The organism is Embleya sp. NPDC050154 (assembly GCF_044460165.1).
Taxonomy (GTDB): Bacteria; Actinomycetota; Actinomycetes; order Streptomycetales; family Streptomycetaceae; genus Embleya.
The window spans coordinates 24,534-50,037 of sequence record NZ_JBITJP010000042.1 but is presented as its reverse complement, the minus strand read 5'-3'; the positions used below and the strand labels follow the sequence as shown (position 1 = coordinate 50,037).

Genomic DNA, 25,504 nt, shown 5'->3' with positions numbered 1-25,504 from the left:
GTACCACCGGCCGCGCTCAGCCGAAGCGCTCAACCCGAATGCGAGTGGTCGGCACCCCCGCCGAGGTGAGCAACCGGCCCGCGTGCTCGGCGAAGCCGGTCGAGCCGCACACGAACACCTCGTAGCGCTCGTCCGCGAGCACCGCCGCCACGTGCGGCGCGAGCGTCTCCGCGCGCAGCCGGCCCACCGGATGCGGATACCCGCTCGGTGCCGCGCGACTGTACAGCACGGTGTGCTCCTCGCCCGGCAGCGCGGCCAACTCGCGTGCGTACAAAAGGTCTTCCGGGGTGCGCGCACAGGCCACCAGGCGCAGTGGCACGGCGAGCCCGCGCCGCCGGCGGTGGCGGACCATGGCCATCAGCGGGACCAGGCCGGAACCGCCGGCCACGAGCAGCGCCGGTCGATCGCCCGCCCACGCGAAGAATCCGCCGAGCGGGCCGCGTACCTCCAGCAGGTCCCCGGGCCGGGCCACATCGTGCACGAAGCCGGACACCTCACCGCCCGGCATGCGGTCGACGGTGAACTCGATGTGCCCGGCGTCGTCCGGCGCCGAGCCGACCGAGTAGTGCCGCTGCGCGGTGTACCCGTCGGCGGCGGTGAGCCGCAACATGTAGTGCTGGCCCGCGACATGCGCGTTCCACACCGGCAGCGCGAGTCGTACGGTGACCGCGTTGGGGGTCTCGCGGCGCACCTCGACCACCCTCGCGGCCTGCCAGTCCACCTTCCCGCGCAGGCTCGGCGCGGCCCGACCGGGCGCGGCGAAGGCCGGAATCGGCGGCGCGCCGGGCCCGTTCGCCCCGCCCGCCTCGGTCACCGCGGTCGCCTCAGTCACCCGAGTACCTTTCCTCCGCCCACGGGTCGCCGCGGTGGTGATAGCCGTTGACCTCCCAGAAGCCCGGCTCGTCGTGGTCGAGCAGACGCAGGCCCGCGATCCACTTGACGCTCTTCCAGAAGTACAGGTGCGGCACCAGCAGCCGGGCCGGCCCGCCGTGTGCCGGGGTCAGCGGGGCGCCCTCGAAGTCGAACGCGATCCAGGCCCGGCCGCCGGTCAGGTCGGCGAGCGTGAGGTTGGTGGTGTAGCCCGTGTGCGAGTAGGCCACCGCGTGGGTGGCCGTGGCCAGGGGGTCGGCCTCGGCCAGGAACGTGTCCAGCGAGACGCCGGTGAAGTCGGTGCTCAGCTTGGACCAGGACGTGACGCAGTGGATCGGCCCGTCGTAGCTCTCGCGGGGCAGCGCGCGGGCCTGCTCCCAACTCCACGCGCGCGGCCGCTCGACCAGTCCGTCGATCCGGAACGACCAGTCGGCCGGCGCCAGTTCGGGGGTGACCTCGGCGGAGAGCACGGGGAAGTCGTGGCGCGCGTCGTACTGACCCGGTGGCAGCCTGGGGTCGCGTTCGGCGGCGGTGTGCCGGCCGACGAAGCCGCGCGTGGTGGAACTCATGGCGCGACCTCCGATGCTCGCGTCGGTGTGGTGTCGTTCATCTCGGGATCCCGATTCGGTCGACCGGACGGGTTCGGCAGCGTGGCGGCGAGCGCGTTCAGCTCCTCGATCGCCGCGCCCTCGTCGATCGTAAGCAGTCGACGATCGCGCATGACGATCCGGCCGTCGATCACGGTGTCCCGTACGTCGGCGGGCCCGGCCGCGTAGGCGAGCATCGACCACGGGTCGTGTCGGGGCGTCAGGTGCGGCCGGTTCAGGTCCAGGACGACCAGGTCGGCCGCCTTGCCGACCTCGATCGACCCGGTCAGCGCGCCGATCCCGATCGCCCGCGCGCCGTCGACGGTGGCCATCCGCACCGAGGCGCGCGCCCCGATCAGGGTCGGGTCGGGCGCCGCGCCGGGGGTGACCCGGTGCAGCGTCGCGGCGGCGCGGATCGGGCCGAACAGGTCGAGCGCGTTGGCGCTGACCGCGCCGTCGGTGCCCAGGCCCACCGGCACGCCGGCGGCCAGCAGTTCGGGCAGCGGGGCCACCCCGGAGGCGAGCTTGAGATTGGACACCGGGCAGTGCGCGACGCCCGCGCCGGACGCCGCGATCAGCGCGATCTCCTCGCCGGTGAGGCAGACCGCGTGCGCCAGCAGGGTGCCCGGGCGGAGCAGCCCGAGGTCGTGCAGGAGCTCCACCGGGCGGCGGCCGTACCGGGCGCGCACGTTCGCCACCTCGACCGCGTTCTCGGCGGCGTGGATGTGCAGCAGCGCGTCGTGCTCCCGGGCCAGTTCGGCCACCGCGAGCAACTGCTCCGGGGCCAGCGTGTACGCGCTGTGCGGGGTCACGCAGCGGGTGGTCGAGCGGCCCAGCAACGCGGGCGCGAGCCGCAGGCGCGCGGCGAAGTCGAGACCGTCCGGCGGTCCGGGCACGTCCATGAACGTCGGCCCGGTGACCAGCCGAAAGCCCGCCTCGGCCGCGGCCGCGAGCCCCGCCTCGGGGAACCAGTACATGTCCATCGCGGTGGTCACCCCCGCCCGGATCGACTCGGCCAGCGCCAGCCGGACCGCGACCCGCACCACCTCGGCGGTCAGCACCGCGCTCTCGGCGGCCACCAACCGCTCCAGGAACACCTGGAGGTCGACGTCGTCGGCCCGGCCCCGGAACAGGGTCATCGCCGAGTGCGCGTGCGCGTTGACCATCCCGGGCAACACCAGACAGCCGCGCGCGTCCAGGGTCGGCGCGGCGCGATACCGGGCGCCCAGCTCGCCCGCGGTGCCCACCGCGACGATCCGGCCGCCCTCGATCGCCACCGCGCCGTCGGGTATGTACGTGTCGGCGGCGTCGGCGGTGAGCACCGCGCCGCCGGTGACGAGCAGGTCGCTCACCCCCGATCCGCCGCCTCGCCCGCCTCGTCCAGGGCCAGTCGGTACAGCGCGTCCAGCGCCACCACGACGCCGCGCTCGACGCCCTCGGCGACCACCCGGCGGTGCGGATCGTAGGTCGAGCTGCCGGACTCGTCGACCAGGTCGTCGGCCGCGATGCCGTCCACGACCAGCACGCCGCCGGCCCGGTGCCCGCCCAGCGCGGCGAACACGAGCAGCGCGGACAGTTCCATCTCGATGGCCAGCACGCCGGCCGCCTGGTACGGCTTCATCGGCAGTTCGAGCACCCCCGGCATGAACGCCGCCCGGGTCCACACGACGCCTCGGTGGTGCGGCGCGCCGTGCTCGCGGGCCGCACCGTGCAGCGCGAGCACCACCTCGGGGGTGGAGAAGGCCGGGAACTCGGCCGGCACCAACTGCTGGGTCACGCCGTCGTCGCGGACCGCGCCGGTGGCCACCACCAGGTCGCCGTCGCCCACACCGCGCGCCATCGCGCCCGCCGTGCCGAGCCGGATGAAGGTGCGTACGCCGGCCTCGGCCAGCTCGCCGAACAGGCACACCGCGCCGGGACCGCCCACGCCATGCGAGGACACCACGACCGGTACGCCGCGCCAACTGCCCGCGTAGCTGACGTACTCGCGGTTGGCGCCGATCTGTCGCGCGTCGTCCAGTCGCTCGGCGACCAGTGCGGCGCGGGCGGGGTCGCCGACGACCAGCGCGTGGGCGGGCAGGCCGCTGCTGGGGATCTTGGTGATCGGCAGTACGGCCGGACGAGTGGTGCTGCTCATGTGGACGGCTCCGAGGTGGTGCGGGCGAGGCGGCGGGGACGGGGGATGCGGCCGGTGAGCCGGCCGGGCGGTGCGGTGCCGCGCCTGGCGCGCGAGCGGGTGGCCAGGAACAGCGCGACCAGCGTCATCACGTACGGCGCGGCGTCGGCGGCCTGCTGCGGCATGCCCTCGCCCTGGAGCCGGAAACCGACCGCCTCGACCAGGCCGAACAGGATGCCGGCGAGCAGCACGCCGACCGGGAGCGCACGACCGAGCATCACCGCGACCACCGCGATCCAGCCGCGGCCGGCGGTCATGTTCTCGGAGAACAGGGTCACGTTGCCCAGCGCGAGCTGCGCGCCGGCGAGTCCGCACAACGCGCCCGAGGTCAGGATCGCCGCGTAGCGGTAGCGCGCGACGCTGACGCCCAGCGACTGGGCGGCCTCCGGCGCCTCGCCGACGCCGCGCAGCCGTACGCCCCACGGGTGTCGGGACAGCAGTACGGCGATCACCACGACCGCGACCCAGGACAGGTACACCAGGGGCGAGTGGCCGGACAGCGCGCGGCCCAGGAAGGGCACCGACTCCAGTCCGGGGATGTCCACCGGTTGCAGGCCCTTGAGGTCGGGGTCGCCGAAGGTGCCCTGCTTGCCGAAGATCGTGCGCAGCAGGAACCCGGTCAGGCCGACGGCGAGCAGGTTCAGCGCGATGCACAACACGACCGCGTCCGCGCCCAGGGTGACCGCGCCGATCGCGAGCAGCAGCGAGAAGACCATCGCGGCAAGCACCGCCGAGATCACGCCGACCCACACGCTGCCGCCGAACCAGCTACCGGTGACGGCCGCGAAGCAGCCGATCAGCATGGTGCCTTCCAGGGACACGTTGAACACGCCGGCGCGCTCGCACAGCGCGCCGCCGAGGGCGGCGAACAGGATCGGGGTGAGCGCGCGCAGTGCGGAGAAGATCAGTTCCGCGTCGAAGGACATGGTCAGTTACCTCCGTCGCCGCGCGCGGGAGCGAGCGGCCCGGCGACGCCGGTCTCGAGTACGCCGGTGTCGACCAGGCCGGTCTTGGCATCGGGTGGTGGTGGATGGGCCTCGGCCTCGGGTCCTCGGCCGAGCCGGCGCAACCAACCGCCCTTGCGGAAGACGCCGCCGCGCACCGCGAGGAACAGGATCACCACGGCCTGGAGCACGGCGGTGAGCTGCTGCGGCACCGCGGTCTCCTGCTCCATGCCGAAGCCGCCGATGGTCAGCGCGGCGAAGAAGAAGCCGGCGGCCACCGTGCCCAGCGGGGACGCGGCGGCGAGCAGCGCGGCGAGCAGGCCGGTCCAGGTGTAGCCCGGGGTGATCAGCGCGCCGTCGACCAGGCGGTACGGGAAGCCGAGCACGGCGATCGCGCCGACCAGCCCGGCCAGCGACCCGGAGGCGAACATCAGCCGCAGGGTCAGCCGGGACCGGTCCACCCCGGCGTAGCCGGCGAAGCGCGCGCCCAGGCCGGTCATCCGCACCTCGTAGCCGGCGGCGGTGCGGTGGTCGACCACGAAGTAGACCACCGCGGCCAGCACGATCAGCACGATGCCGACGCTGACCCCGGTGCCCGCGCCGGATCCGGCGGCGAACTCGGGCAGCTTGACGCCCTCCGGCAGCCGGTCGGTCTGCGGGATGCCGGAGCCCTTCTGGAGCAGCGGGAAGCGCACCATGTAGGACACGAACGACATCGCCGGGTAGCTCAGCAGCAGGCTGGAGACCAGCAGCGGCACGCCGCACCTGGTCTCCAGGACGGCGGCGAGCGCGGCCCACAGACCGCCCGCGAGCACGCCCGCGAGCAGCGCCAGGATCACGGTGATCACGTCGGGGAAGGGCGAGTACAGGCCGACCGAGGCGGCGGCCAGGCCACCCAGCACGAGTTGGCCGTCGCCGCCGAGATTGACCAGGCCCGCGCGCAGCGGGATGGCCAGCGCCAGCGCCATGCCGACGATGGGGATGCACTCGCCGAGCGTGTCGCCGATTCCCTCGGAGCCGAACGCCCCGGTGAGCACCGAGCCGTACGCGGTCAGCGGGTCGGCGCCGGTGCCGGCCAGGATGATCGCGCCCAGGATCAGCGCGGCCACGATGGACACGGTGACCGGGGAGAACACCACGCCGCGCACGCGCAGCGCCAGGTGCGCGAGTGGACCGGATGGGTGCTCGGTGGCCGTACCGGCCTTGCTGGCAGTCATATCTGATAACCCGTCAGGCCTGGTGGGCGGTGGTCGGTGCGGTGGCCTGCCGGCCGTCGGCGTCGCTGTCGACATCGGCGTGCGTCGCGGCGTCGGCGGTGGCGCGGGTGGTGGCGCCGCCGGCCATGGCCATGCCGATCGTGTGCACGTCGGCCTCGGCACGCGGCAGTTCGGCGACGATCCGGCCCTCGTACATGACCAGGATGCGATCCGAGAGCGCGAGGATCTCGCTCAATTCGGCGGAGACCAGCAGGATGCCGTGACCGGCGTCGCGATACTCGATCAACCGCGCGTGGATGTTCTCGATCGAGCCGATGTCCACGCCGCGGGTGGGCTGCTCGACCAGGAGCAGCGGCGCGTCGTGGGTGATCTCCCGGCCGAGGATGGCCTTTTGCTGGTTGCCGCCGGACAGCGTGCCGATGGTGACGGCGGAGGACGCGGCCTTGACCCCGAAGCGCTCGATCACGCGCGCGGCGTGCTCGCGGATCGCCGTGCGCCGCAGGAAGCCGCCGCGGCCGGCCAGCGGCGGGCTGCGGTGGAAGCCCATCGCGAGGTTGTCGGCCAGCGAGGCGTCGCGCGCGGCGCCGACCGTGGCCCGGTCCTCGGGTACGTAGGCCAGGCCCGCTCGGCGCCGGTGTTGCACCGAGGAGTCCTTGACGTCGTGGCCGGCCACGAGCACCCGGCCCGCGCTGCTCGGGCGCAACCCGGCCAGCGCCTCGACCAGTTCGCTCTGTCCGTTGCCGGCCACGCCCGCGACGCCGACGATCTCGCCCGCGCGCACGGTCAGCGACACGTCCTCGACCAGCGGCTTGGCGCCGCGGCCGGCGGAGACGGTCAGGCCCTGTACGTCGAGCACCTCGGCGGCGGGGGCGCCCGCCGGGTGGGTGCGGTCCAGGTCGATCCGGCGGCCGGTCATCGCCAGCGCGATCTCGGCCGGGGTGGTCTCGGCGGTGGCGAGCCGGGCGGTGACCCGGCCGTCGCGCAGCACGGTGACCCGGTCGCTGACCGCCATCACCTCGCCCAGCTTGTGGGTGACCAGCAGGATGGTGCGCCCGGAGCGGGCCAGTCCGCGGATCACCTCGAGCAGCCGGTCCGCCTCGGCCGGGGTCAGCACGGCGGTGGGTTCGTCCAGGATCAGCACCCGCGCGTCGCGGTAGAGCAGCTTGAGGATCTCCACCCGCTGCTGGACGCCGACCGGCAGGTCCGCGACGCGCGCGTCCGGTGGGACGTGCAGGCCGTGCGTCTCGACCAGCGCGGCGACCCGGGCGCGCGCCGCGGCGCGGTCGACCAGGGCGCGCCGGGTGGGCTCGCTGCCGTAGACCACGTTCTCCGTGACGGTCAGCGAGGGGAACAGCTTGAAGCCCTGGTGGACCATGCCCAGTCCGGCCGCGATGGCCTGCACGGGCGAGCCGAACGAGTGCTCGGTGCCGCGCAGCAGGATGTGGCCGGCGTCCGGTCGTTGCAGGCCGTACAGGATCGACATCAGGGTCGACTTGCCCGCGCCGTTCTCGCCCATGACCGCGTGGATCTCGCCGCGCTCGACCCGCAGGTCGACCCGGTCGTTGGCCAGCACGCCCGGAAAACGCCGGACGATGCCGCGCATCTCGACCTCGGCGATGGCACCGGGGGCGGCGGCGTGCTGATCGTTCATCGGGCGTATCTCCGGTGGGAAGGGGGCGAGGCCGGGCGGGGTGGTCGCCGGTGTCGGGTCGGTGGACCCGACACCGGCGAACCGCGGCAGTCCGCGACTGCTCGGCGACTACTTGGCGGCGGCCGGGTCGGCCACGGTGATCGTGCCCGCGACGATCTGGTCACGCAGGCCCAGCACGGTCTTGAGCACGTCCGGGTGCTGGGCGATCAGGCACTGCGAGGTCTCCAGGCCGGGCTCCATGCCGGTGAGCGTGATGCCGCCCTCCTTGAGGCCGTACGAGGTGACGCCGCCGGGCTTGCCGCCGACGATCTGCTCGACGCCCTGGGCGACCGCGATGTCGGTGTGCTTGATCACGTTGTCCACGACCGTGCCCGGCGCCGCGGAGCACTGGTTGACGTCGACGCCGTACGCCTGGACGCCGGCCGCCTTGGCCGCGTTGAACACGCCCAGGTTGCCCGCGGCGGAGGCGGCGCCCATGATCTGGTCGACGTCCTTGGCCTTGAGCGACGCGGTCTGCTCGCTGGCCCGGGCCGGGTCGTTGAACGGCTTCTGGCCGCCGACGAACAACTGGGTGAAGGCGCTCGCCGGGTTGGTCTGCTTGGCGCCCGCGCCGAACGGGTCGGAGAAGCGACGGATTTGCGGGCTGTCCAGCGCGACCACCGCGCCGACCTTGCCGCTCTTGGTCAACAGGCCCGCCTCGGCGCCCGCGAGGAAGGTGCCCTCGTGCTCGCGGAAGGTCGCGCAGGTGATGTTCGGGTACGGCTTGGTGGTGCACGAGTCGACGAACAGGAACTGCTGCTTCGGGTTGGCCTCGGCCTGCTGGGCCAGCACGTCGGCGAACTCGAAGCCGACGGCGACCACGACGGCGGGCTTCTGGCGGACCGCGGCCTCGACGTTCTGCTGGATCGCGCTGGTGTCCTTGCTCTCCAGCACGGTCGCGCTGCCGCCGGCCTTGCGGGCCGCGTTCTGCGCGCCGGTGGCGGCGAGCTTGAGGAAGTCGTTGACGCCGATCGGTTCGGGCGTCACCAACACGATGTTCTTCGCCGGGTCGCCGCCCGTGCCGCCGGCGGCCGGGGACTTGTCCTTGTCGGCGGAGGCGTTGCACGCGGTGGCGGCCAGCGCGGTGCCGACGACGACGGCGGCCACGGTCAGGCGGTGGCGGGAGGTGATGCGGTACATGAGCGTCCTTGGGAGGAGTGTCGACCCCGGCGGGGCGGTGCGGAATCGGCGGTTCGGGGACGGGAACCTCGCGGACCCGCGGGCTCGGCGCCGGACGGCGCCGCGGCTTCGGGGTGGCGACGGGTTCGCGTGTCTCGATCGGCGTTCGGGCGATCGATCGGCGGGCGATCGATCAGTACAGGCGCCGACAACAGCGGCCGGTGCGGCGGACACAGACGCCGCGTACACCGCGCTTGTCGAGCGGAAGCGGCGGACGGTCCCACGCCATGGAGCGGCCGCGGCACTCGATACGTACGTCATGACGCCGCGTTTCGGCCACAGCCTGCTCCCTTCCGATCGCACCAGTCCGGGTCTCGATGTGATCATCACATCCGACTGGTTTCGGGGGAGGTTAGCACCCTCACCAGGCACTTCTCGCTCTTGTTCAGAATGTGGACAGATTGTCCACGATGTGAACATTGGGTGACCGGATCGACACGCGGTCGTCCCGGATGCCGGGCGGGAGTCGGGACCGAGCCGGCCCGCCACGTAGCATCCGTAGTGCCGAGGCACGCGCTCGCTCCCACGCGCGGCGCGCCGGCGGGCCGGTGCCCTCGCCCGCCCGCGTGGCCGCCGCCCGCGCCCGGCGCTCGATCACCCGCCCGGAAAGGACCCCTGATGGCCTCCGAGATACGCTCGCTCGCCTGGCACGGCACCGGCCTGCGCCTGCTCGACCAGACCGCGTTGCCGCAGCGGATCGTGCACCTGGACATCACCGATGTGGACGCGCTGATCGACGCGATCCGCCGGCTCGCGGTGCGCGGCGCGCCGGCACTGGGCGCGGCCGGCGCGTTCGGCGTCGCGGTGGCCATGCGGCAGGCCGAACGCGAGGGCTGGGACGCGGACCGACTGGCCGCCGAGATCGCCCGGATCCGGGACGCCCGGCCCACCGCGGTCAACCTGGCCGGCGGCGTGGACCGGGTGTTGCCGTTCGCGGCCAAGGGCGTGGACGCGGTGCTCGCCGAGGCCGAGGCGGTGGTCCGCGAGGACGTCGAGGCCAACCACGCGATCGGCCGGCACGGCGCGGACTGGATCCTGTCCCGGGTCGAGCGGCGGCCGCTGCGCGTACTGACCCACTGCAACACCGGCTCGCTGGCCACCGCCGGATGGGGGACCGCGCTGGGGATCATCCGCGAACTGCACGCGCGCGGCGTCCTGGAGCTGGTCTATGTCGACGAGACGCGCCCGCTGCTCCAGGGATCGCGGTTGACCGCCTGGGAGTTGGACCAGGAGGGCATCGCGCACCTGGTCCAACCGGACGGCGCGGCAGCGAGCACCATCCTGCGCGGCCTGGCGGACGTCGCGGTGATCGGCGCGGACCGGATCGCCGCCAATGGCGACACCGCGAACAAGATCGGCTCGGTCGGCGTCGCGCTGGCCTGCGCCGACGCGGGCATCCCGTTCGTGGTCGCGGCGCCGCTGACCACGTTCGACGACGCGACCGCGCACGGCGACGAGATCACCATCGAGGAGCGCCCCGAGTCCGAGGTGCTGGAGGTGGCCGGCGTCCGGGTCGCCCCGGCCGGCTCGCGTGCGTTCAACCCGGCCTTCGACGTCACTCCGGCTCGACTGATCAGCGCGATCGTCAACGAGACGGGCGTACGCGAGTACTGAGCCGCGGCACGCGGGCGGGGCCACGAGCGGATCGTGGTCCCGGCCCCGCGCGCTTTTCGTCGTGTGGGCCTGTGGGCCTACCGGTCTGTGGGTGTCGCGGGTCGGGCTCAGCCCTCGGCGATGCGGTAGTCGAGGAGCCATTCGACGATCTCGACGTGGTGCCGGGCCTGGATCGGGTCCGCGCCCCAGACGTACATCCCGTGCGAGGCGACCACGACGGCCGGCACACCCGGGATCAGCGCGGCCTCGAGCCGGTCGCCGAGTTCGGTCATGTCCTGGCTGTTGGCGATCACCGGGATGGTGACCGTCTCGTCGTGCGCGGAGCGGCCGATGCCCTTGAGCATCTCCAGGTCGCGCAACTCGATCCCGGCCGGCCAGCGCCGACCCGCGCGCACGGCGGACACGGCGTGCACGTGGAAGACCGCGTTCGCGCCGGTCAACGCGATCACCCGGGCGTGCAGCCCGGCCTCGGCGGACGGCCGACGCGGCGGCGTGCTCGCCTCCTCCGGGACCGGTACGCCTGCCGCGTCCACCACGACCAGGTCCTCCGGCGTCAACTCGCCCTTGTCCAGGCCCGAAGCGGTGACCGCGAGCCGCAGCGGGTCGCGCGAGAGCACCACGGACAGGTTCCCGGAGGTGCCGCGCATCCAGCCGAGCCCGGCGAAGCGCGCGGCCTCCCGCGCGAGGGTGGCGCCGGCGTCCGCGCGCACGGAGGCCGGGACCAAGGCGGAAGTGCCGGCGTCGGGGGTCGTCATGGGGGTTCCTCACTGTTCACGGTCCGGACGCACCGGCTCACAGTGTGGTCGAACCGGTAGTTCGGGCCATCATTTCACCCACGCCGCGGCGAACCCGGATCGGCACCGGCGCGAGTGGCCGTGTGGCCGTGTGCCGGCCGTGGGAGCGCCTCCGAGCCGGGCTCCGCCCGCGGTGCGGCGACCGGTCCTACGCGTCGTAGCGCAGGATCGGGCTGTCCTCGCGCAGCAGCCGTTGTCGATAGGCCACCGCGAGCCACGCGGCCTCGCGGTAGGCGGCCTCCAGCTCGTGATAGACGGTGTCGATCAGGGCCGGGGCGGGACCGTTCTCGGTGCGGAAGGCCAGGAACAGCCGCACCGCGAGCGGATCGCCGGCCAGCGGTCGCACCGCCATGTCCGGTCGGGGCCGCGACGTGGGCTGGCACGGGGTGACCACTTCGCCGATCGCGACCAGGGACGCCGCCGTGAGGTAGTCACCGTGCAGGATCCGGGGGTTGATGCCCGCGTCGGTCAACACCTCGCGCAGGCCCTCCCATTCGCCGTCCACACTCGGGTCCACCATCCACTGGTCGTCGGCCAGTTCGGCGAGCTTGACCTCGGACTCGGCGGCGGCCGGATGGTCCGGGGACATCGCGATGAACTGCGGTTCCCGCTCGACCAGAACGCGGCGTCGCACACCGTCCGGCACGCGCAGCGGGAAGCCCTCGACCTCGTGCACGAACGCGACGTCGAGCTGGCCGGCGGCGACCATCCCGAGCAGCGTGCTCGCGGACACGTCCACCCGCAAATAGGTGTCCGTGGTGGGCAGTCGCAGTCGCAACCGGCGCAACCAGTCGGCGATCACCCGGTTCGCGGTGCCGCCGATCCGCAGGTGTGGACCGGCGGTTCGGACCGCCTCGGCCTGGGTGTCGATGACCAGCGCGCTCATCTCGGCCATGATGGGTCGGGCCCGATGCAGCATCGTGAGCCCCAGTGGAGTGGGTCGGCTGCCGGTCCGGTCGCGGACGAACAACGGTGCGCCCAGAGCGTTTTCGATTCGTCTGAGCTGTGCGGTCAGGGACGGCTGGGTCATGCCGAGCAACCGGGCCGCGGCGTGCAGGCTGCCGGTGTCGCCGATGGCACACAGTGCGCGGAGGTGCCTCACCTCGAGCTCCATGATGCGGAGGATAGGACGCACCACCGAGGTCGTACCAGACACCTGTGCGCGCGGGATGGGCGGGGGAAGCGTGAATCTTGCGTAACACGATGCGTGAATGCGCGGTGACGGTGCGGGAACGGCTGGTGATACGACCGTGCTATCGCCGATTGTCATCATCCGGGCCGGACCGGGCTCCCGTGAGACTCGTTGCGCACCGAACAGGTCTTCGGCACCCAAGGAGCCCCCCATGTCCCCAGTGCGTCCCCGGAATCCCCGTAAGACCATCGTTACCGCCATGCTCGGCCTCGGCCTCGCCGCCGGACTGATCGCCGCGCCCGCCGCGGCGGCCGGCACCGACGGAGTCGCGGCCCCCCTCCGCGCCTCCGCGCACTACACCTCCGCCCAGGAGGACCAGGCGCAGAACCAGGCCTTCCTCGACGCGGTGATGAAGTCCGTGGCGGCCAAGCGTGCCGCGGCGCCGAACTCGGCGGCGGCGGTCACGGTCGTGTACAGCACCGCGAACGCCCCCAGCTTCCGCACCCAGATCGCCCGCTCCACGCAGATCTGGAACAGCTCGGTCACCAACGTCCGCCTCCAAGAGGGCAGCAACCCCGACTTCCGGTACTACGAGGGCAACGACTCGCGAGGTTCGTACGCGAGCACCGACGGCCACGGCAACGGCTACATCTTCCTCGACTACCGGCAGAACCAGCAGTACAACTCGACCCGGGTCACCGCCCACGAGACCGGACACGTGCTCGGCCTGCCGGACCACTACTCGGGTCCGTGCAGCGAACTGATGTCCGGCGGCGGCCCCGGCACGTCCTGCACCAACGCCAACCCGAACTCCGCGGAACGCGCGCGGGTGAACCAGCTCTGGCGCAACGGCCTCGTGGCGTTCTCCGCCGCGGCCTCCTGACCCGATCCGGCGACGCGCACCTGGACACTCCGGGCTCCCCTGCGCGTCACCTCGTCCCCTGATCCGGCACCCGACCACCGCCCCCCGCGGTGGCCGGGTGCCGTTCCATGCCTGGGGCGCGCGTCCCTTCGTCCGGGCCCTCGGTGGACCCCGACACCCGTGCCGTCCTCAAACGCCGGACGGGCTGGGGCGGTTCGGCCCTTTCCGCCGGCCGCGGCGTACGGTGGCGGGCCTCGGTCGTGCGGACCCGTGGGATCGGTGGGCTTGTTGCGGCTCTGTCCTCAAACGCCGGACGGGCTGGGGCGGTTCTGACGGGACGGATGGTTGTGCGGCCTTGGCTGCCGGTGGCGGGTCTTGGTCGTGCGGACCCGGTTGGGCCGGTGGGTCTGTTGCGGTTTTGTTCTCAAACGCCGGACGGGATGAGGGGGTCCCGGCGGGCTGAGGACGTGAGTCTGGCCAACTTTGCTTGCAGCCGCACCTCGCCGCACGTGCGCCCTGATCCGCCGACGGGAACCACAGGCGGGAAACCGACCTCCGCCGCACGCCCGCCACCACGCCGAGACGCCTCCCGCCCCGCCTTGCCCCGTCCCGCGCCGCGCTTCGCGCCCCATCGCGCCGCGCCCCGTCCCGCGCCCTGCGCCGCCCCGCCGACCCGGGCCGCCCTGCCGACCCGTCCCGTGCTCCGTCTCCGCCCCGTCCCGCCGCCGCGCCTTGCTGATCCGTACCGCGATCCCGGCTCGTTGCTGCGACCCGCGGTTCCGTCGCCGCGCTGCGTCGTTGTCGCTTGTTGTCGTGTCGGGGCTGTTACGGGGGTGGGGGTGGGCAGGATGGGGGGATGGGTGCTGCGGTGGCGTTGGTGGTGGTGGACGGGGCGAATGTGGTGGGGGCTGTGCCGGATGGGTGGTGGCGGGATCGGCATGGGGCCACCGAGCGGTTGCGGGACGCGTTGGTGGGGATGGCGGCGGCGGGGTTGCCCGGTGGCGGCTCCGTGCCGGAGTGGGCGCGGCGCGGGCCGTTGGACGTGGTCCTGGTGGTCGAGGGCGCGGCCCGCGAAGTCGCGGAGGTGCCCGGTGTGCGGGTCGTGCGGGCCTCGGGCAGCGGTGACGACCGCATCGTCGAGTTCGTCGCGGCCGAGCACGCGAGAACGCCCGCGCGTCGTTGTCTCGTGGTGACCGCCGACCGCGGCCTGCGGGAGCGGGTGCGCGCGTTCGCCGCCGAGGTGACCGGTCCCCGGGCGGTGCGTCCGGGCTGATCGCGCCGCCGGGATTCGGGCTCGCCGCGAAGGGCGGATATCGTGAGGTACGGCGGCCCCGCCCACGCGGGTCCGACGTCCCGAGGTCCCGCCCGCGCCGCCGGCCGTACCCGACACCCGATCCGTGGGCAATCGCCGGAGGAAGCATGACCACCAACCGAGTCCGCAAGGGCGTGATCCGAGGCCGGATGGCCGCCTCCGGCGAGTCGTACGTCGTCGCCGCCCGGCGGATGACCGTCCCGCGCGGGTCCAAGGCCCCCGACGCCCGGACCGCCGCGGCGCTGGCCACCCGCTACTGGGAGCCCGCCGAGAGCCTCGACCTGCCCTGTCCGTGCGGCGGCACCTGCGCTCCCGGCGAGCGCTGCACCCGTTGCCACGCGACCTACCGGCACGCCGCCCGGATCCCCGGCAGCGACACCGATGTCGAACTCTGGCAGGACCGGTACGACTGCACCGGCTGCGCGAACACCTATTCCTTCACCGTGTCCCTCCCGGACCGACCCTGGGGCGCCGTGCAGTCCGTGCCGCAGCGCGGCGGCCGGGAACCGATCGTCCGGATCAAGCCGTTCGAGGGCATCGGCCACCCGAACCTTCCCGCCTGACCGGGCCGTTGAGCCGGGCGTGGCCCGCCCCCTGGGGCTCAGGGCTTCTTTCGGTCCGGTACGAGTTCCAACCGGAAGCGCTGGTCGGCCGTGCCCGAGCAGCCGGCCTGTGCGGCCTCGGCCCCGGGTGAGATCTCGGCGGGGCCGCCGAGGATCCCCACGCACAAGCCGCTGTGCACCGGGCGGAGTCGAAAGAGCCCGGGTAGGAGCGGGTCGGCCGGTTCGATCAGAAAGCGCTCGTTGGCGGCACCCGTGCATACGCCGGGGCTGAGCAGCGCGCCGGGGGCCAGCAACGCGTCGTCCACGCGCAGGCAGCCGATGCCCTCCACCGGGTGGTGCCACTCGATCTGGTAGACGTCCGGGGCCAGCGCCTTGAGGTAGGTGTCCGGGACCAGACCCGCACACGGGCGTTGCACGGCCAACGGCCGGTCGGTGCGCCCGTTGCGCTCGAGCCCCTCACCCAGGCACAGCGACTCGTCGGCGATCTGGCCGGGCTTGACCAGGTAGTGCCCGTCGGCGAGGCGGGAAACATCCTTGTCGTCGGAGTAGTGGCGGATGGTGAGGATCGTGCCGATCGCGATCAGTACGAGGATCACGCCGATCAGGACCGGCACCGCACTGTGGTGACGCCACCACGGTTCCGGCGGCGGTTCGCCCGCCGACTCGGCGGCCGGCCCGGGCGGTTCGGCCACCCGGCGTTCGGGGACGCGTCCCGCCGCGAGATTCTCCCGGACCGCGAGCCAGCGCGCGGCGGCGTCGGCGTCCAGCCCGCAGGCGAACACCAGCGCCTCGACCAGGTCGGCCCTGGGCAACGTGCTGCGACCGAGCGCCGCGGCCACCGTGCTGGCGGGCAGTACATGCCCGGACGCCTCGGCCTTGGCCGCCAGTTGACGGTACGTCAGCGCCGACCACTCGCGCAGGGCACGTAACGCGGCCACGTACTCCGCCGCCGTGGTCGCGCTGTCCGGTTGTGGAGCGCTGTCGTCACGCCGTGTCACGCTTCTCCCGTTCCCTCGGACCGACACACACTCGCCGTAGCTGACGCGGCACCCATCGTGCCGGCAGTTCGACGGGGCGGGGAGTCCCAGAAAAGCGATAATCCGGACCCGAATCGATCGATTCCGGGGAGCGGCCGGCAGCCGGTCCGCGACGATCCTCGGATCGGCGTTCGGTCCGGACCCCTGTCCCGTTCCGTTCGAAACGTGTTCCGGTCGGCGTCGTGACCAGCCGGGACACGCGGTCGCCGTCCAGGACACGCGGAGCACCTTCCCGCCGGCCGCTCCGGGCCCGCAGTGTCGAACCCGTTCGCCGGGCCGGCCCGCCGGGTGAACGGGGGTGGCGGGCCGGAGAGGTGCGAGCGCCGGCGCGTCCGGGGCGCGCGTGATCGACGGTGGGTTCGTCGGATGTACGGGGAAGCGCGCGACCCGGGCGACAGGGCAGCGGGGCGACAGGGCGGCGGGGCGGCGGGACCGTGGAGCGGCATCGGACGCGGTGCGTCGGGCCGCGGAACGCCGCGGGTGCGGGCGCGTAGCGGCGCAGTTTTCGGCCGCGTCGGTGGGCCGGCGCGCGGTGGTCGGCGGTGATGCGGTACGAAATCACCTGTGATCGACGACGCCCCGACGCCGCCCAGGACCGTACGACTGTTCGTGGCGCTCGCCCCGCCGGACGATGCCAAGGACGAACTGGCCCGGGCGCTGCGGCCGGTGCACGCCGCGCATCCGCGGCTGCGCTGGAACCGGATCGAGGACTGGCACATCACCCTCGTCTTCCTCGGCGAGGTGGCCCCGGACGTGGTCGAGGCCCTGCGCGCACCGCTGGCCGAGGTCGCCGCCTCGACCCGGCCGGTCGACCTGGAACTGCGCGGCGCCGGGCAGTTCGACGAGCGGGTCCTGTGGAGCGACGTGCGCGGGGACCTGGCGGCGCTGCACACCCTGGCCGACGCGGTTCGCGGCGTGGTCCGGGCGGGCGGCGTCGTGCCCGCGGACCGGCCGCTGCGCGCGCACCTGACCCTGGCCCGGGCCCGCCGGGACAACCCCGACGGCATCGGAGTCGCCGCCCGCGAACTGGAGGACTTCGTCGGCCGCCGCTGGTCCGCGCGCCGACTGCACCTGGTCGGCAGCAACTTCGGCCGGGGCCCGGGCCCGATCCACTACCGCGACGTGGACGCCTGGCCGCTGGCCGGCCGCTGAGGCCCAGCCGCCCGGCCGCCGCGCCCATCGCCTCGGCGGCCGATACCCGGGCACTCCCGGGAGTCGACGGTGCGCTCAGCCGCCCGCCTCGGTCGCCGCGCACGGGTCACTCCGGCTCCACCCCCGTCGGCACGGCCGCGACGCTGCGCGGTGCCCGACCGAACCCGAGGGGCGAGCCCGGGACCGATCGGCTGTCTGCGCGCCATCGACGGCTCGCGGTCGGGTCCTCTAGCATCGCGCTGTGATCCTCAGCCACCGCCGCACCGGCGAGAACGCGCCGTCGCGCGTCGCCGTGCCGCGCCGTCGCTGTTGTTGATCCGACCTTCTCCGCGCAATCGACGCACCGCCGCGCCCGTATGCCCGCGCGCGCCTCCCGACGTCCCTTCAGCAGAGGAAGCCTCGATGACACCGATCAGCGAAGTCTCGTACGACCGACACCGGTTGCGGCAGTGGATCGGCGGCTCCGCCCGCGCCGACGGGGTGCCCAGACGCGACCTGCTCAAGTTGCTCGGCGCGGCGGGCGTCCTCACCGCGCTGCCCGCGGGTACCGCGTACGCGGCCGACCCGACCGCCTCCACCGCCCCCACCGACCCGAGCCGCCCACCCGCGCCGGCCGCGCCGCCCACCGCCCCGGGTGCCGTCGCGGCCCCGGGGATCGTCAAGCCGCTGCCGCCCGAACTGTTCACCATCCGGGGCACCAACGCGGAGACCAACTTCCACGCGTTGCGCGGGAGCGGCTATCACACCCCCGTCGACCGGTTCTTCGTGCGCAATCACACCTCGACCCCGCAACTGTCCGCGCGGGACTGGCGGTTGCGGCTGTGGGGGAGCGGGTTGCGCGGATCCGTGGACCAGGCCCACGCGATCGAACTCGACCTGGCCGACCTGCGCCGACTGCCGGCACACACCCATTCGGCCACCATCGAGTGCGCCGGCAACGGCCGCAGCTTCTACACCTCGCAACAGGGCGAGTCGGTGGCCGGCACCGCCTGGACGCTCGGCGCGATCGGCATGGCCCGGTGGCGCGGCGCGCGGCTGTCGGACGTGCTGCGCCGCGCGGGTCTGCGCCGCGAGGCGGTGGATGTGCTGCCGCGGGGGCTGGACGAGGAGTACGTCACCGGCGGCGTCAACCTCGGCCGGGTCCGCCGGCCGTTGCCGCTGGCCAAGGCGCTCGACGACGTGCTGCTCGCGTACGAGATGAACGGCGAGCCGCTGACCGCCGATCACGGTGCGCCGGTGCGGGTGGTCGTGCCGTCGTGGGTGGGCATCTCCTCGATCAAGTGGGTCGGCGACATCGAGGTCTCCGCTCAGCCGCTCTACTCGCCGTGGAACACCGACTTCTACCGGCTGTTCGGGCCCGCCCACCCCGAGGGCGGCAGCGCGCCGCTGACCCGACAGACCCTCAAGAGCGCCTTCGAACTGCCCACCGGTGCCCGCTTCGCGTCGCGCGTCACGCACCGCCTGGAGGGCCGCTCCTGGTCCGGCACGGGCGGCGTACGCCGGGTGGACGTCAGCACGGACGGCGGCGCGACCTGGCGCCGCGCGCGGCTGCGGGACCAGCCGCGTCGGGACGGCTGGGTGCGCTGGAGTGTGGACTGGCGTCCCACCACCACCGGCCCGACGGAACTGCTCGCCCGGGCGAGCGACACCTCGGGGCGGGTCCAGCCCGATCGTTCGACGTTCAACACCCAGGGCTACTTCTTCGACGCTGTCGTGCGCCACCCGGTGACCGTCGACTGAGCACCGGGCCGGCCACTCCCGGCACGGGAAACGCCGAACCGCCCCGGCCGGGCGCAGTGCCGGTCGGGGCGGCTCGAAGGTGTCGGCCCGGGGTTCGCGGGGATCGGGCCGACCTCGACGAGGTCGGCCCGCCCCGAACGGGTCAGCCCAGCGAGGCGATGGCCTCGTTGAAGGTGGCCGACGGGCGCATCACGGCCGAGGCCTTGGCCGGGTCGGGACGGTAGTAGCCGCCGATGTCGGCGGGCGAGCCCTGTACCGCGATCAGTTCGGCGACGATCGTCTCCTGCTGCTCGGTCAGCGTCCGGGCCAGGCCCGCGAACGCCTCGGCGAGCGCCGCGTCCTCGGTCTGCGCGGCCAACTCCTGGGCCCAGTACAGCGCCAGGAAGAAGTGGCTGCCCCGGTTGTCGATGCCACCGAGCCGACGGCTGGGTGACTTGTCGTTGTCCAGGAAGGTGCCGGTGGCGCGGTCGAGCGTGTCGGCCAGCACCTGGGCACGGGCGTTGCCCACGGACTGCGCGAGGTGCTCGAAGCTGACCGCGAGCGCGAGGAACTCGCCCAGGCTGTCCCAGCGCAGGTAGTTCTCCTTGACCAACTGCTGCACGTGCTTGGGCGCCGAGCCGCCGGCACCGGTCTCGAACAGGCCGCCGCCGTCCATCAGCGGGACGACCGAGAGCATCTTCGCGCTCGTGCCCAGCTCCAGGATCGGGAACAGGTCGGTGAGGTAGTCGCGCAGCACGTTGCCGGTCACCGAGATGGTGTCCTCGCCGCGACGGATGCGCTCCAGCGAGAAGGCGGTCGCCTCGACCGGCGACATGATCTCGATGGTCAGGCCCTCGGTGTCGTGCTCGGGCAGGTACGCGCGGACCTTCGCGATCAGGTTCGCGTCGTGCGCGCGGCCCTCGTCGAGCCAGAACACCGCCGGGCTGCCGGTCGCGCGGGCGCGGGTGACGGCCAGCTTGACCCAGTCCTTGATCGGCGCGTCCTTGGTCTGGCACATCCGGAAGATGTCACCGGCGCCGACGACCTGCTCCAGGATCGCGGTGCCCGCGCCGTCGACGACCCGCACGGTGCCCGCGGTGGGGATCTCGAACGTCTTGTCGTGGCTGCCGTACTCCTCGGCCTTCTGCGCCATCAGACCGACGTTGGGCACCGAGCCCATCGTGGCCGGGTCGTAGGCGCCGTTCTTGCGGCAGTCGTCGATGACGACCTGGTACACGCCGGCGTAGCTGCTGTCCGGCAGCACGGCCAGGGTGTCGGCCTCCTTGCCGTCCGCGCCCCACATGTGACCGGAGGTACGGATCATGGCCGGCATCGAGGCGTCCACGATCACGTCGCTGGGCACGTGCAGGTTGGTGATGCCCCGGTCGGAGTCGACCATCGCCAGCGCCGGGCCGGAGGCCAGTTCGGCGTCGAAGGACGCCTTGATCCTCGCGCCGTCCGGAAGCGACTCGAGACCCTTGAGGATCGCGCCGAGACCGTCGTTGGGGCTCAGACCGGCCGCCGCGAGCGCGTCGCCGTGCTCGGCGAAGGTCTGCGGGAAGTAGGCGCGGACCGCGTGGCCGAAGATGATCGGGTCGGAGACCTTCATCATGGTGGCCTTCAGGTGCACCGACAGCAGCACACCCTCGGCCTTGGCCCGGGCCACCTGCGCGGCGAGGAACTCGCGCAGCGCCGCCGCGCGCATCACCGAGGCGTCCACGACCTCGCCCGCGAGCACCGGTACCGACTCGCGCAGCACGGTGGTGGTGCCGTCCTCGGCCACCAGCTCGATGCGCAGCGAGCCCGGCTCGGCGATCACGGCGGACTTCTCGGTGGAGCGGAAGTCGTCGGCGACCATGTGCGCGACGTTGGTCTTCGAGTCGGCCGTCCACACGCCCATGCGGTGCGGGTGCGCCCGGACGTAGTTCTTGACCGACGCGGGGGCGCGGCGGTCCGAGTTGCCCTCGCGAAGGACCGGGTTGACCGCGCTGCCCAGGGTCTTGCCGTAGCGCGCCCGGACGTCCTTCTCCTCGTCGGTCTTCGGGTCGTCCGGGTAGTCCGGAAGCGCGTAGCCCTGCTCGCGAAGCTCGGCGATGGCCGCCTTGAGCTGCGGGATCGAGGCCGAGACGTTCGGCAGCTTGATGATGTTGGCCTCGGGCGTCTTGGCCAGGTCACCGAGCTCGGCGAGCGCGTCCTCGAGCCGCTGGTCCGCCTTCAGGTGGTCGGGGAACTGGGCGATGATCCGCCCGGCCAGGGAGATGTCACGGGTCTCCACCTTGACCCCGGCCGTCGCCGCGTACGCCTGGACCACGGGCAGGAACGAATACGTCGCCAGGGCCGGGGCCTCGTCGGTGTGCGTATAGATGATGGTCGGGTCAGTCACAGGATGCTCCGCTCCATGTCCGCAACATTGCTCGACATCAAGATATCTTGCGGCGGAACCCTTCGCGTCCCGCCCCCCGCCCGTCCCGGCAGCCACGGGGTCACACGGTGTCGGGTCGGTCCGGACCGGCCAAGGCGCGGAGTTTGAGGCCCAGGTGCAGGTCAGCCGGTCGTCGCCGTGGTCCAGCCGGCAGCCGGTGGGCGCCTCGATCCGACGCAGCCGTCGGTACAACGTCGCCAGGTGCACACACAACAACGCGGCGGTGCGCCGCACGTCGCCGGCGTGGTCGAGGAACGCGGCCGGCGTCGGCAGCAGCACTCCGTGACCGTCCGCCCGCTCCAGCACGACCAGGGCCGGCACCCGAGCCGCCGCGCCCAGCTCCGCCGCGGGCAGCCGCAGAAGCAGGTCGTAGGGTCCGGCGCACCACTACGGGCGATGTCGCCCAAGCCGGGCACCAGCAGCGTCGCGCGCACGGCGCGCCTGCCGGTACGAGTCCGGCACCAGGTCGAGGCGATCCACCGGCGCGCCGACCCCGACCACCACCCGCCCGGCGCCGTGGGTCAGGCCCCGGAACCTGGCGGTGATCCGCGCACCGAGCACGTCCCGGCAGCTCCGCCGCCGCGGCGGCCGGCGGCACCAGCAGGATCCAGGCCCGCGAGCGCTGGGCGACGGTCAGACTGGACTGGTGACACGGACCGGGACGACCCACCGGGCACCCGTCCGTGTGCCGCCGCATCGGCAGGGAGGAAACCCGGATGAACACGGACGTCGTGGTGGTCGGAGCAGGGGTGATCGGCGCGTCGATCGCGCTCGAACTGGCCAGAGCCGGACGGCGGGTGCTCGTGGTGGACAAGGCCGGCGGGGTCGGCCTGGGCTCCACCAGCGCCTCCAGCGCCGTCATCCGGTTCAACTTCTCCACGCACGCCGGGGTGGCCGCGTCGTGGGAGGCGCAGTTCTGCTGGCGCGCCTGGCGCGAGCACCTGGGTTGCGACGTCGACGACCCGGTCCGCTTCGAACGCAGCGGCCTGGCCCTGCTCGACGTGGACGCCGCGCCGCGCGGTGCCTACCTGCCGCTGTTCGACGCGGTCGGGGTCCCCTACGAGGAGTGGGACGCCGACACCCTGGCGACCAGGATCCCGGGTCTGGACACCGGGCGGTACGGGCCGCCCAAGCGCCTGGACGACGAGGACTTCTGGGCGGAGCCGACCGGCACGCTCGGTGCGGTCTTCACGCCCGACGCGGGCTGCATCAGCGATCCGCAACTGGCCGCGCAGAACCTGGCCGCGGCGGCGACGCGCTTCGGCGCCGAGTTCCGGTTCCGGCGGACCGTCGTCGCGGTGCGGTCGACCGGCGGCCGGGTGGTCGGCGTGACCTTGGACGACGGCACGGCGGTGGCCTGCCCGACCGTGGTCAACGCGGCCGGGCCGTGGTCCGGTCGGGTCAACGAACTGGCCGGGGTGGGAGCCGACTTCACCATCGGCGTGCGGCCGATGCGGCAGGAGGTCGGATACCTGCGGGCGCCCGCCGGCTACAACCCGGACGGGGCGGCCGGGGTCACCGTGGCGGATCTGGATCTGGGCGTGTACCTGCGCGGCGAGGTCGACGGCGGACTGCTCGTGGGCGGGACCGAGCCGGAGTGCGACCCGCTCCAGTGGCTCGACGACCCCGACGCCGCCAACCCGAACCCGACGCCGGACGTCTTCGAGGCGCAGGTGACCCGCGCGGCCCGGCGCCTGACCGGGCTGACCGTGCCCAACCGGCCGCGCGGCATCGCCGGGGTGTACGACGTCGCCGACGACTGGACGCCGATCTACGACCGCACCGCCATGGACGGCTTCTATGTGGCGATGGGCACCAGCGGCAACCAGTTCAAGAACGCGCCGCTGGTGGGGCAGTTGATGGCAGCCCTGATCGAGGGGGTGGAGAGCGGGATCGATCACGACACGAAACCGGTGCGGTTCGTCGGCGTACACACCGGCGAGCCGATCGACCTGGGCGCGTTCTCCCGCCGGCGCAGCATCAACACGGCCAACTCCGGGACGGTGTTCGGCTGATGCCGCCGCGCCCCCGGTAACCGGCACGCCGATCCGCCTTCCGCATCGCCTTCGCAGCGCACTCCTGATCGCCTTCCGATCCGCGCTCCTCATCGCTTTCCGATTGCGTTCCGCAGGTGAGCGGGGCCGGGACGAACGTGTGGGAGGCGTGCCGGGCGGGCCCCGACGCGCTGGTCTGCGTGACGAGCCCACGGGCGGGCGAGGAGGCTCGGTACACCGCCGACCTGCGGTGGATCGCCCGGGCCGACGGGAGGCGGACCGTATTGCGGACCGGTGACCGGCAGTTCGGGGTGCCGTCCGGGTCGCCGTAGGGCCGCGCGGTGGCCGTGGTGGAGGCGTTCTGCTCCGATCGCAAGGTGGTTGCCGGGGACTTTGTGCTGCTTGTGGTGGACGGCACCGGGACGGAGGCGGCGCGGATCGACACGAACGGCGTGGACGTCACCTCGACCGGCCGGCTCGACGAGGACTGGCTCGGGTGGGCCGGCATAGCCGGGCCGGACACGGTGGTCGGCGAGTACGACCGCACTTTTGGCAAGGTCCCCGAACTCCGGCGCGGCACCGAGACCTTCGGTGGCCGCCATCCCGAACTCTCCTTCTCCGCGCACGGGCACGCCGGAGTGCGGCACGGCTACGACCGCTGTCCGGAACCGGCGGTCGTGACAGAGCAATCGGTGCGCACGATCACGTCACTGAGCCATCCGGGCGCGGACGTGCGCACGCCCACCCTGGTGACGGCGGGCGCGCTGGACCGCTGCACGCCCGCCGGGCAGGCCCGGGAGCTCCTTCGCGCGCTGGTGGAGGCGGGCGCGGAGTCGACGCTCGTGATGTGTCCCCGGGAGGGCCACGGGGTGCGCGCCTTCTCGGCCTTGATCGACCACTGCGCCCGGTTGCCGGGCTGGTTCGACAAGCAGATGGCCCCCGGTCCGGCGGCCTGAGACCCGCACGCGCGCCGGACCGGGGCTGGTGCCCGCCCGCTCACGGGGATGAAGGCGGGCGGGCACGGTGCGCCCGACGGCCGGGGTCGGGCCGTCGAGCGGTCTGGTGGTATAGCTGCCCCGCCACCGGCGAGGCAACCGGGTTCGCGGGCCGATTCGTCGGCACGACCGGCGAATCGGCGACCGGCGAATCGGCGGTCTGCGGGTCGGCGCGTCAGCGGGTCAGCGAGTCGGCCGAGTGCGCCGAGGGCACCAGGCCGGTCGCCTCGGCGAGGATCTCGAACGAGCGGATGCGGTCGTCGACGCCGTGCACCAGGGTCAGCGCCATGAGCTCGTCGGCGCCGGTGCGGTCGACGAACGCGTCGATCTTGGCCGCGATGTCGTGCCGTCCGCCGACCAGGTGCGCCGCTATCCGCTGGCGGACGAACTCCCGTTCCTCCCGGCTGTATTCGAAGGCCTCGGCATACTCCGGGCTGGGGTAGGGCCCGGTGATTCCGCTGGTGCGCTGGAGCAGCGACGACAGCCCCATCGGTCCGGCCAGCCACTCCGCCCGCTCCTGCGTCTCGGCGACGATCACGATGGCCGCGACGATGGCGTAGGGGTGGTCCAGGTCGGCCGACGGACGGAAGTTCTCCCGGTAGGTGGCCAACGCCGGAATGGTGTTCTCCGCGCTGAAGTGGTGCGCGAACGCGAACGGCAGGCCGAGCATGCCGGCCATCCGGGCACTGGAGGGGCTCGAGCCGAGCATCCAGATCGGCGGCCGGTTGCCCTCCGCCGGGATCGCGCTGACCGGGGAGATCGGGCCGCCGTGTGCGGGCGACTCGAAGTAGTCCAGGAGTTCGGCGAAGCGCTGCGGGAAGTCGTCACCGGGGTCGGAACTGCGGCGCAGCGCCCGGGCGGTGATCGGATCGGTGCCCGAGGCCCGGCCGATGCCCAGGTCGATCCGGTCGGGGTGCAGCGCCTCCAGGGTGCCGAACTGCTCGGCGACCACCAGCGGAGCGTGGTTGGGCAACATCACCCCGCCCGAACCCACCCGCAACCGCGAGGTGGCGGCGGCGATCCGACCGATCATCAACGGCGGCGAGCAACTCGCGATGTTGGGCGCGTTGTGGTGTTCGGCCATCCAGTAGCGCAGGTACCCGAGTCGGTCCACGCTCTGCGCGATCCGAACGGTGTCGCGCAGAGCCTGGGCGGCCGAGGCACCGCTGGCCACGGGTGCGAAGTCCAGCACCGACAGGGGAAGTCGACTGCTTGTGTCCGTCATGCGGGAAGTTCCTTCCGAAG

The 25,504-nt window shown here is 73.1% G+C and carries 22 protein-coding genes and 1 pseudogene; 8 read left to right on the top strand and 15 right to left on the bottom strand.

Going from position 1 to position 25,504, the window contains the following annotated elements; translation table 11 throughout:
• Nucleotides 1-16 precede the first annotated feature (16 nt).
• The 8 genes from ACIBSV_RS47730 to ACIBSV_RS47695 form a co-directional block, all read right to left on the bottom strand.
• Nucleotides 17-832 carry a ferredoxin reductase gene (locus tag ACIBSV_RS47730; RefSeq protein WP_395873850.1) on the bottom strand — a complete coding sequence of 272 codons (816 nt, stop codon included), beginning with the start codon at nt 830-832 and terminating at the stop codon, nt 17-19.
• Nucleotides 825-1,439, bottom strand: coding sequence for a sulfite oxidase-like oxidoreductase (locus ACIBSV_RS47725; protein ID WP_395873849.1), 615 nt, complete (start codon nt 1,437-1,439; stop codon nt 825-827). Before ACIBSV_RS47725 ends, ACIBSV_RS47730 begins: the two co-directional genes overlap by 8 nt.
• Nucleotides 1,436-2,809 (bottom strand): amidohydrolase family protein, encoded by a 1,374-nt coding sequence (locus ACIBSV_RS47720; RefSeq protein ID WP_395873848.1) that lies wholly within the window; start codon nt 2,807-2,809, stop codon nt 1,436-1,438. The genes ACIBSV_RS47725 and ACIBSV_RS47720 overlap by 4 nt, the downstream gene beginning before the upstream one ends.
• Complete coding sequence (locus tag ACIBSV_RS47715; protein WP_395873847.1) at nt 2,806-3,594, bottom strand: nucleoside phosphorylase; 789 nt, start codon at nt 3,592-3,594, stop codon at nt 2,806-2,808. Before ACIBSV_RS47715 ends, ACIBSV_RS47720 begins: the two co-directional genes overlap by 4 nt.
• On the bottom strand, nt 3,591-4,559 hold the full coding sequence (locus ACIBSV_RS47710) for an ABC transporter permease (protein ID WP_395873845.1): 969 nt from the start codon (nt 4,557-4,559) through the stop codon (nt 3,591-3,593). Before ACIBSV_RS47710 ends, ACIBSV_RS47715 begins: the two co-directional genes overlap by 4 nt.
• Nucleotides 4,560-4,561: 2 nt before the next feature.
• Nucleotides 4,562-5,794, bottom strand: a complete 1,233-nt coding sequence (locus tag ACIBSV_RS47705; protein ID WP_395873844.1) for an ABC transporter permease — start codon at nt 5,792-5,794, stop codon at nt 4,562-4,564.
• A 13-nt stretch (nt 5,795-5,807) separates the two neighbouring features.
• Nucleotides 5,808-7,445, bottom strand: a complete 1,638-nt coding sequence (locus ACIBSV_RS47700) for an ABC transporter ATP-binding protein (protein WP_395873843.1) — start codon at nt 7,443-7,445, stop codon at nt 5,808-5,810.
• Between the two features lie 108 nt (nt 7,446-7,553).
• Nucleotides 7,554-8,624, bottom strand: a complete 1,071-nt coding sequence (locus ACIBSV_RS47695) for a BMP family ABC transporter substrate-binding protein (protein ID WP_395873842.1) — start codon at nt 8,622-8,624, stop codon at nt 7,554-7,556.
• 657 nt (nt 8,625-9,281) lie between these two features.
• Between ACIBSV_RS47695 and mtnA the strand changes: the two genes are divergently transcribed.
• On the top strand, nt 9,282-10,277 hold the full coding sequence (gene mtnA, locus ACIBSV_RS47690; RefSeq protein ID WP_395873841.1) for an S-methyl-5-thioribose-1-phosphate isomerase: 996 nt from the start codon (nt 9,282-9,284) through the stop codon (nt 10,275-10,277).
• Nucleotides 10,278-10,384: 107 nt separating this feature from the next.
• On the opposite strand, the gene mtnB is transcribed toward mtnA, so the two are convergent.
• Together mtnB and ACIBSV_RS47680 are read right to left on the bottom strand one after the other, a co-directional pair.
• On the bottom strand, nt 10,385-11,032 hold the full coding sequence (mtnB, locus tag ACIBSV_RS47685; protein ID WP_395873840.1) for a methylthioribulose 1-phosphate dehydratase: 648 nt from the start codon (nt 11,030-11,032) through the stop codon (nt 10,385-10,387).
• 187 nt (nt 11,033-11,219) lie between these two features.
• On the bottom strand, nt 11,220-12,185 hold the full coding sequence (locus ACIBSV_RS47680) for a LysR family transcriptional regulator (protein ID WP_395873839.1): 966 nt from the start codon (nt 12,183-12,185) through the stop codon (nt 11,220-11,222).
• Nucleotides 12,186-12,414: 229 nt separating this feature from the next.
• Between ACIBSV_RS47680 and snpA the strand changes: the two genes are divergently transcribed.
• The 3 genes from snpA to ACIBSV_RS47665 all read left to right on the top strand — a co-directional run bounded on the left by snpA (nt 12,415) and on the right by ACIBSV_RS47665 (nt 14,940).
• On the top strand, nt 12,415-13,086 hold the full coding sequence (gene snpA, locus ACIBSV_RS47675) for a snapalysin (protein WP_395873838.1): 672 nt from the start codon (nt 12,415-12,417) through the stop codon (nt 13,084-13,086).
• 835 nt (nt 13,087-13,921) lie between these two features.
• On the top strand, nt 13,922-14,338 hold the full coding sequence (locus tag ACIBSV_RS47670) for an NTP pyrophosphohydrolase (RefSeq protein ID WP_395873837.1): 417 nt from the start codon (nt 13,922-13,924) through the stop codon (nt 14,336-14,338).
• A 146-nt stretch (nt 14,339-14,484) separates the two neighbouring features.
• Nucleotides 14,485-14,940 (top strand): hypothetical protein, encoded by a 456-nt coding sequence (locus tag ACIBSV_RS47665; RefSeq protein WP_395873836.1) that lies wholly within the window; start codon nt 14,485-14,487, stop codon nt 14,938-14,940.
• 38 nt (nt 14,941-14,978) lie between these two features.
• Here the strand turns inward: ACIBSV_RS47665 and ACIBSV_RS47660 are convergent, their stop codons facing one another.
• Entirely contained in the window at nt 14,979-15,938 is a 960-nt protein-coding gene (locus ACIBSV_RS47660) for a hypothetical protein (protein ID WP_395873835.1), read from the bottom strand.
• A 603-nt stretch (nt 15,939-16,541) separates the two neighbouring features.
• Between ACIBSV_RS47660 and thpR the strand changes: the two genes are divergently transcribed.
• Together thpR and ACIBSV_RS47650 are read left to right on the top strand one after the other, a co-directional pair.
• Complete coding sequence (gene thpR / locus ACIBSV_RS47655) at nt 16,542-17,129, top strand: RNA 2',3'-cyclic phosphodiesterase (RefSeq protein WP_395873834.1); 588 nt, start codon at nt 16,542-16,544, stop codon at nt 17,127-17,129.
• Between the two features lie 402 nt (nt 17,130-17,531).
• The gene (locus ACIBSV_RS47650; RefSeq protein WP_395873833.1) at nt 17,532-18,869 is read left to right on the top strand and encodes a sulfite oxidase; all 1,338 of its coding nucleotides are present in this window, start codon (nt 17,532-17,534) and stop codon (nt 18,867-18,869) included.
• A 142-nt stretch (nt 18,870-19,011) separates the two neighbouring features.
• Here ACIBSV_RS47650 and ACIBSV_RS47645 read toward each other — a convergent pair whose 3' ends face one another.
• The 3 genes and pseudogenes from ACIBSV_RS47645 to ACIBSV_RS47635 form a co-directional block, all read right to left on the bottom strand.
• Nucleotides 19,012-21,231: an NADP-dependent isocitrate dehydrogenase gene (locus tag ACIBSV_RS47645; protein ID WP_395873872.1), complete on the bottom strand. Its 2,220-nt coding sequence runs from the start codon at nt 21,229-21,231 to the stop codon at nt 19,012-19,014.
• A 159-nt stretch (nt 21,232-21,390) separates the two neighbouring features.
• Nucleotides 21,391-21,549: pseudogene (locus tag ACIBSV_RS47640) on the bottom strand (helix-turn-helix domain-containing protein); the annotation flags it as partial.
• A 108-nt stretch (nt 21,550-21,657) separates the two neighbouring features.
• Nucleotides 21,658-21,831 (bottom strand): hypothetical protein, encoded by a 174-nt coding sequence (locus ACIBSV_RS47635; RefSeq protein ID WP_395873832.1) that lies wholly within the window; start codon nt 21,829-21,831, stop codon nt 21,658-21,660.
• A 155-nt stretch (nt 21,832-21,986) separates the two neighbouring features.
• Between ACIBSV_RS47635 and ACIBSV_RS47630 the strand changes: the two genes are divergently transcribed.
• Together ACIBSV_RS47630 and ACIBSV_RS47625 are read left to right on the top strand one after the other, a co-directional pair.
• Nucleotides 21,987-23,285, top strand: coding sequence for an NAD(P)/FAD-dependent oxidoreductase (locus ACIBSV_RS47630; protein WP_395873831.1), 1,299 nt, complete (start codon nt 21,987-21,989; stop codon nt 23,283-23,285).
• Between the two features lie 320 nt (nt 23,286-23,605).
• Nucleotides 23,606-24,220 (top strand): prolyl oligopeptidase family serine peptidase, encoded by a 615-nt coding sequence (locus ACIBSV_RS47625; RefSeq protein WP_395873830.1) that lies wholly within the window; start codon nt 23,606-23,608, stop codon nt 24,218-24,220.
• Nucleotides 24,221-24,434: 214 nt separating this feature from the next.
• Here ACIBSV_RS47625 and ACIBSV_RS47620 read toward each other — a convergent pair whose 3' ends face one another.
• Nucleotides 24,435-25,484 (bottom strand): LLM class flavin-dependent oxidoreductase, encoded by a 1,050-nt coding sequence (locus ACIBSV_RS47620; RefSeq protein ID WP_395873829.1) that lies wholly within the window; start codon nt 25,482-25,484, stop codon nt 24,435-24,437.
• Nucleotides 25,485-25,504 lie beyond the last annotated feature (20 nt).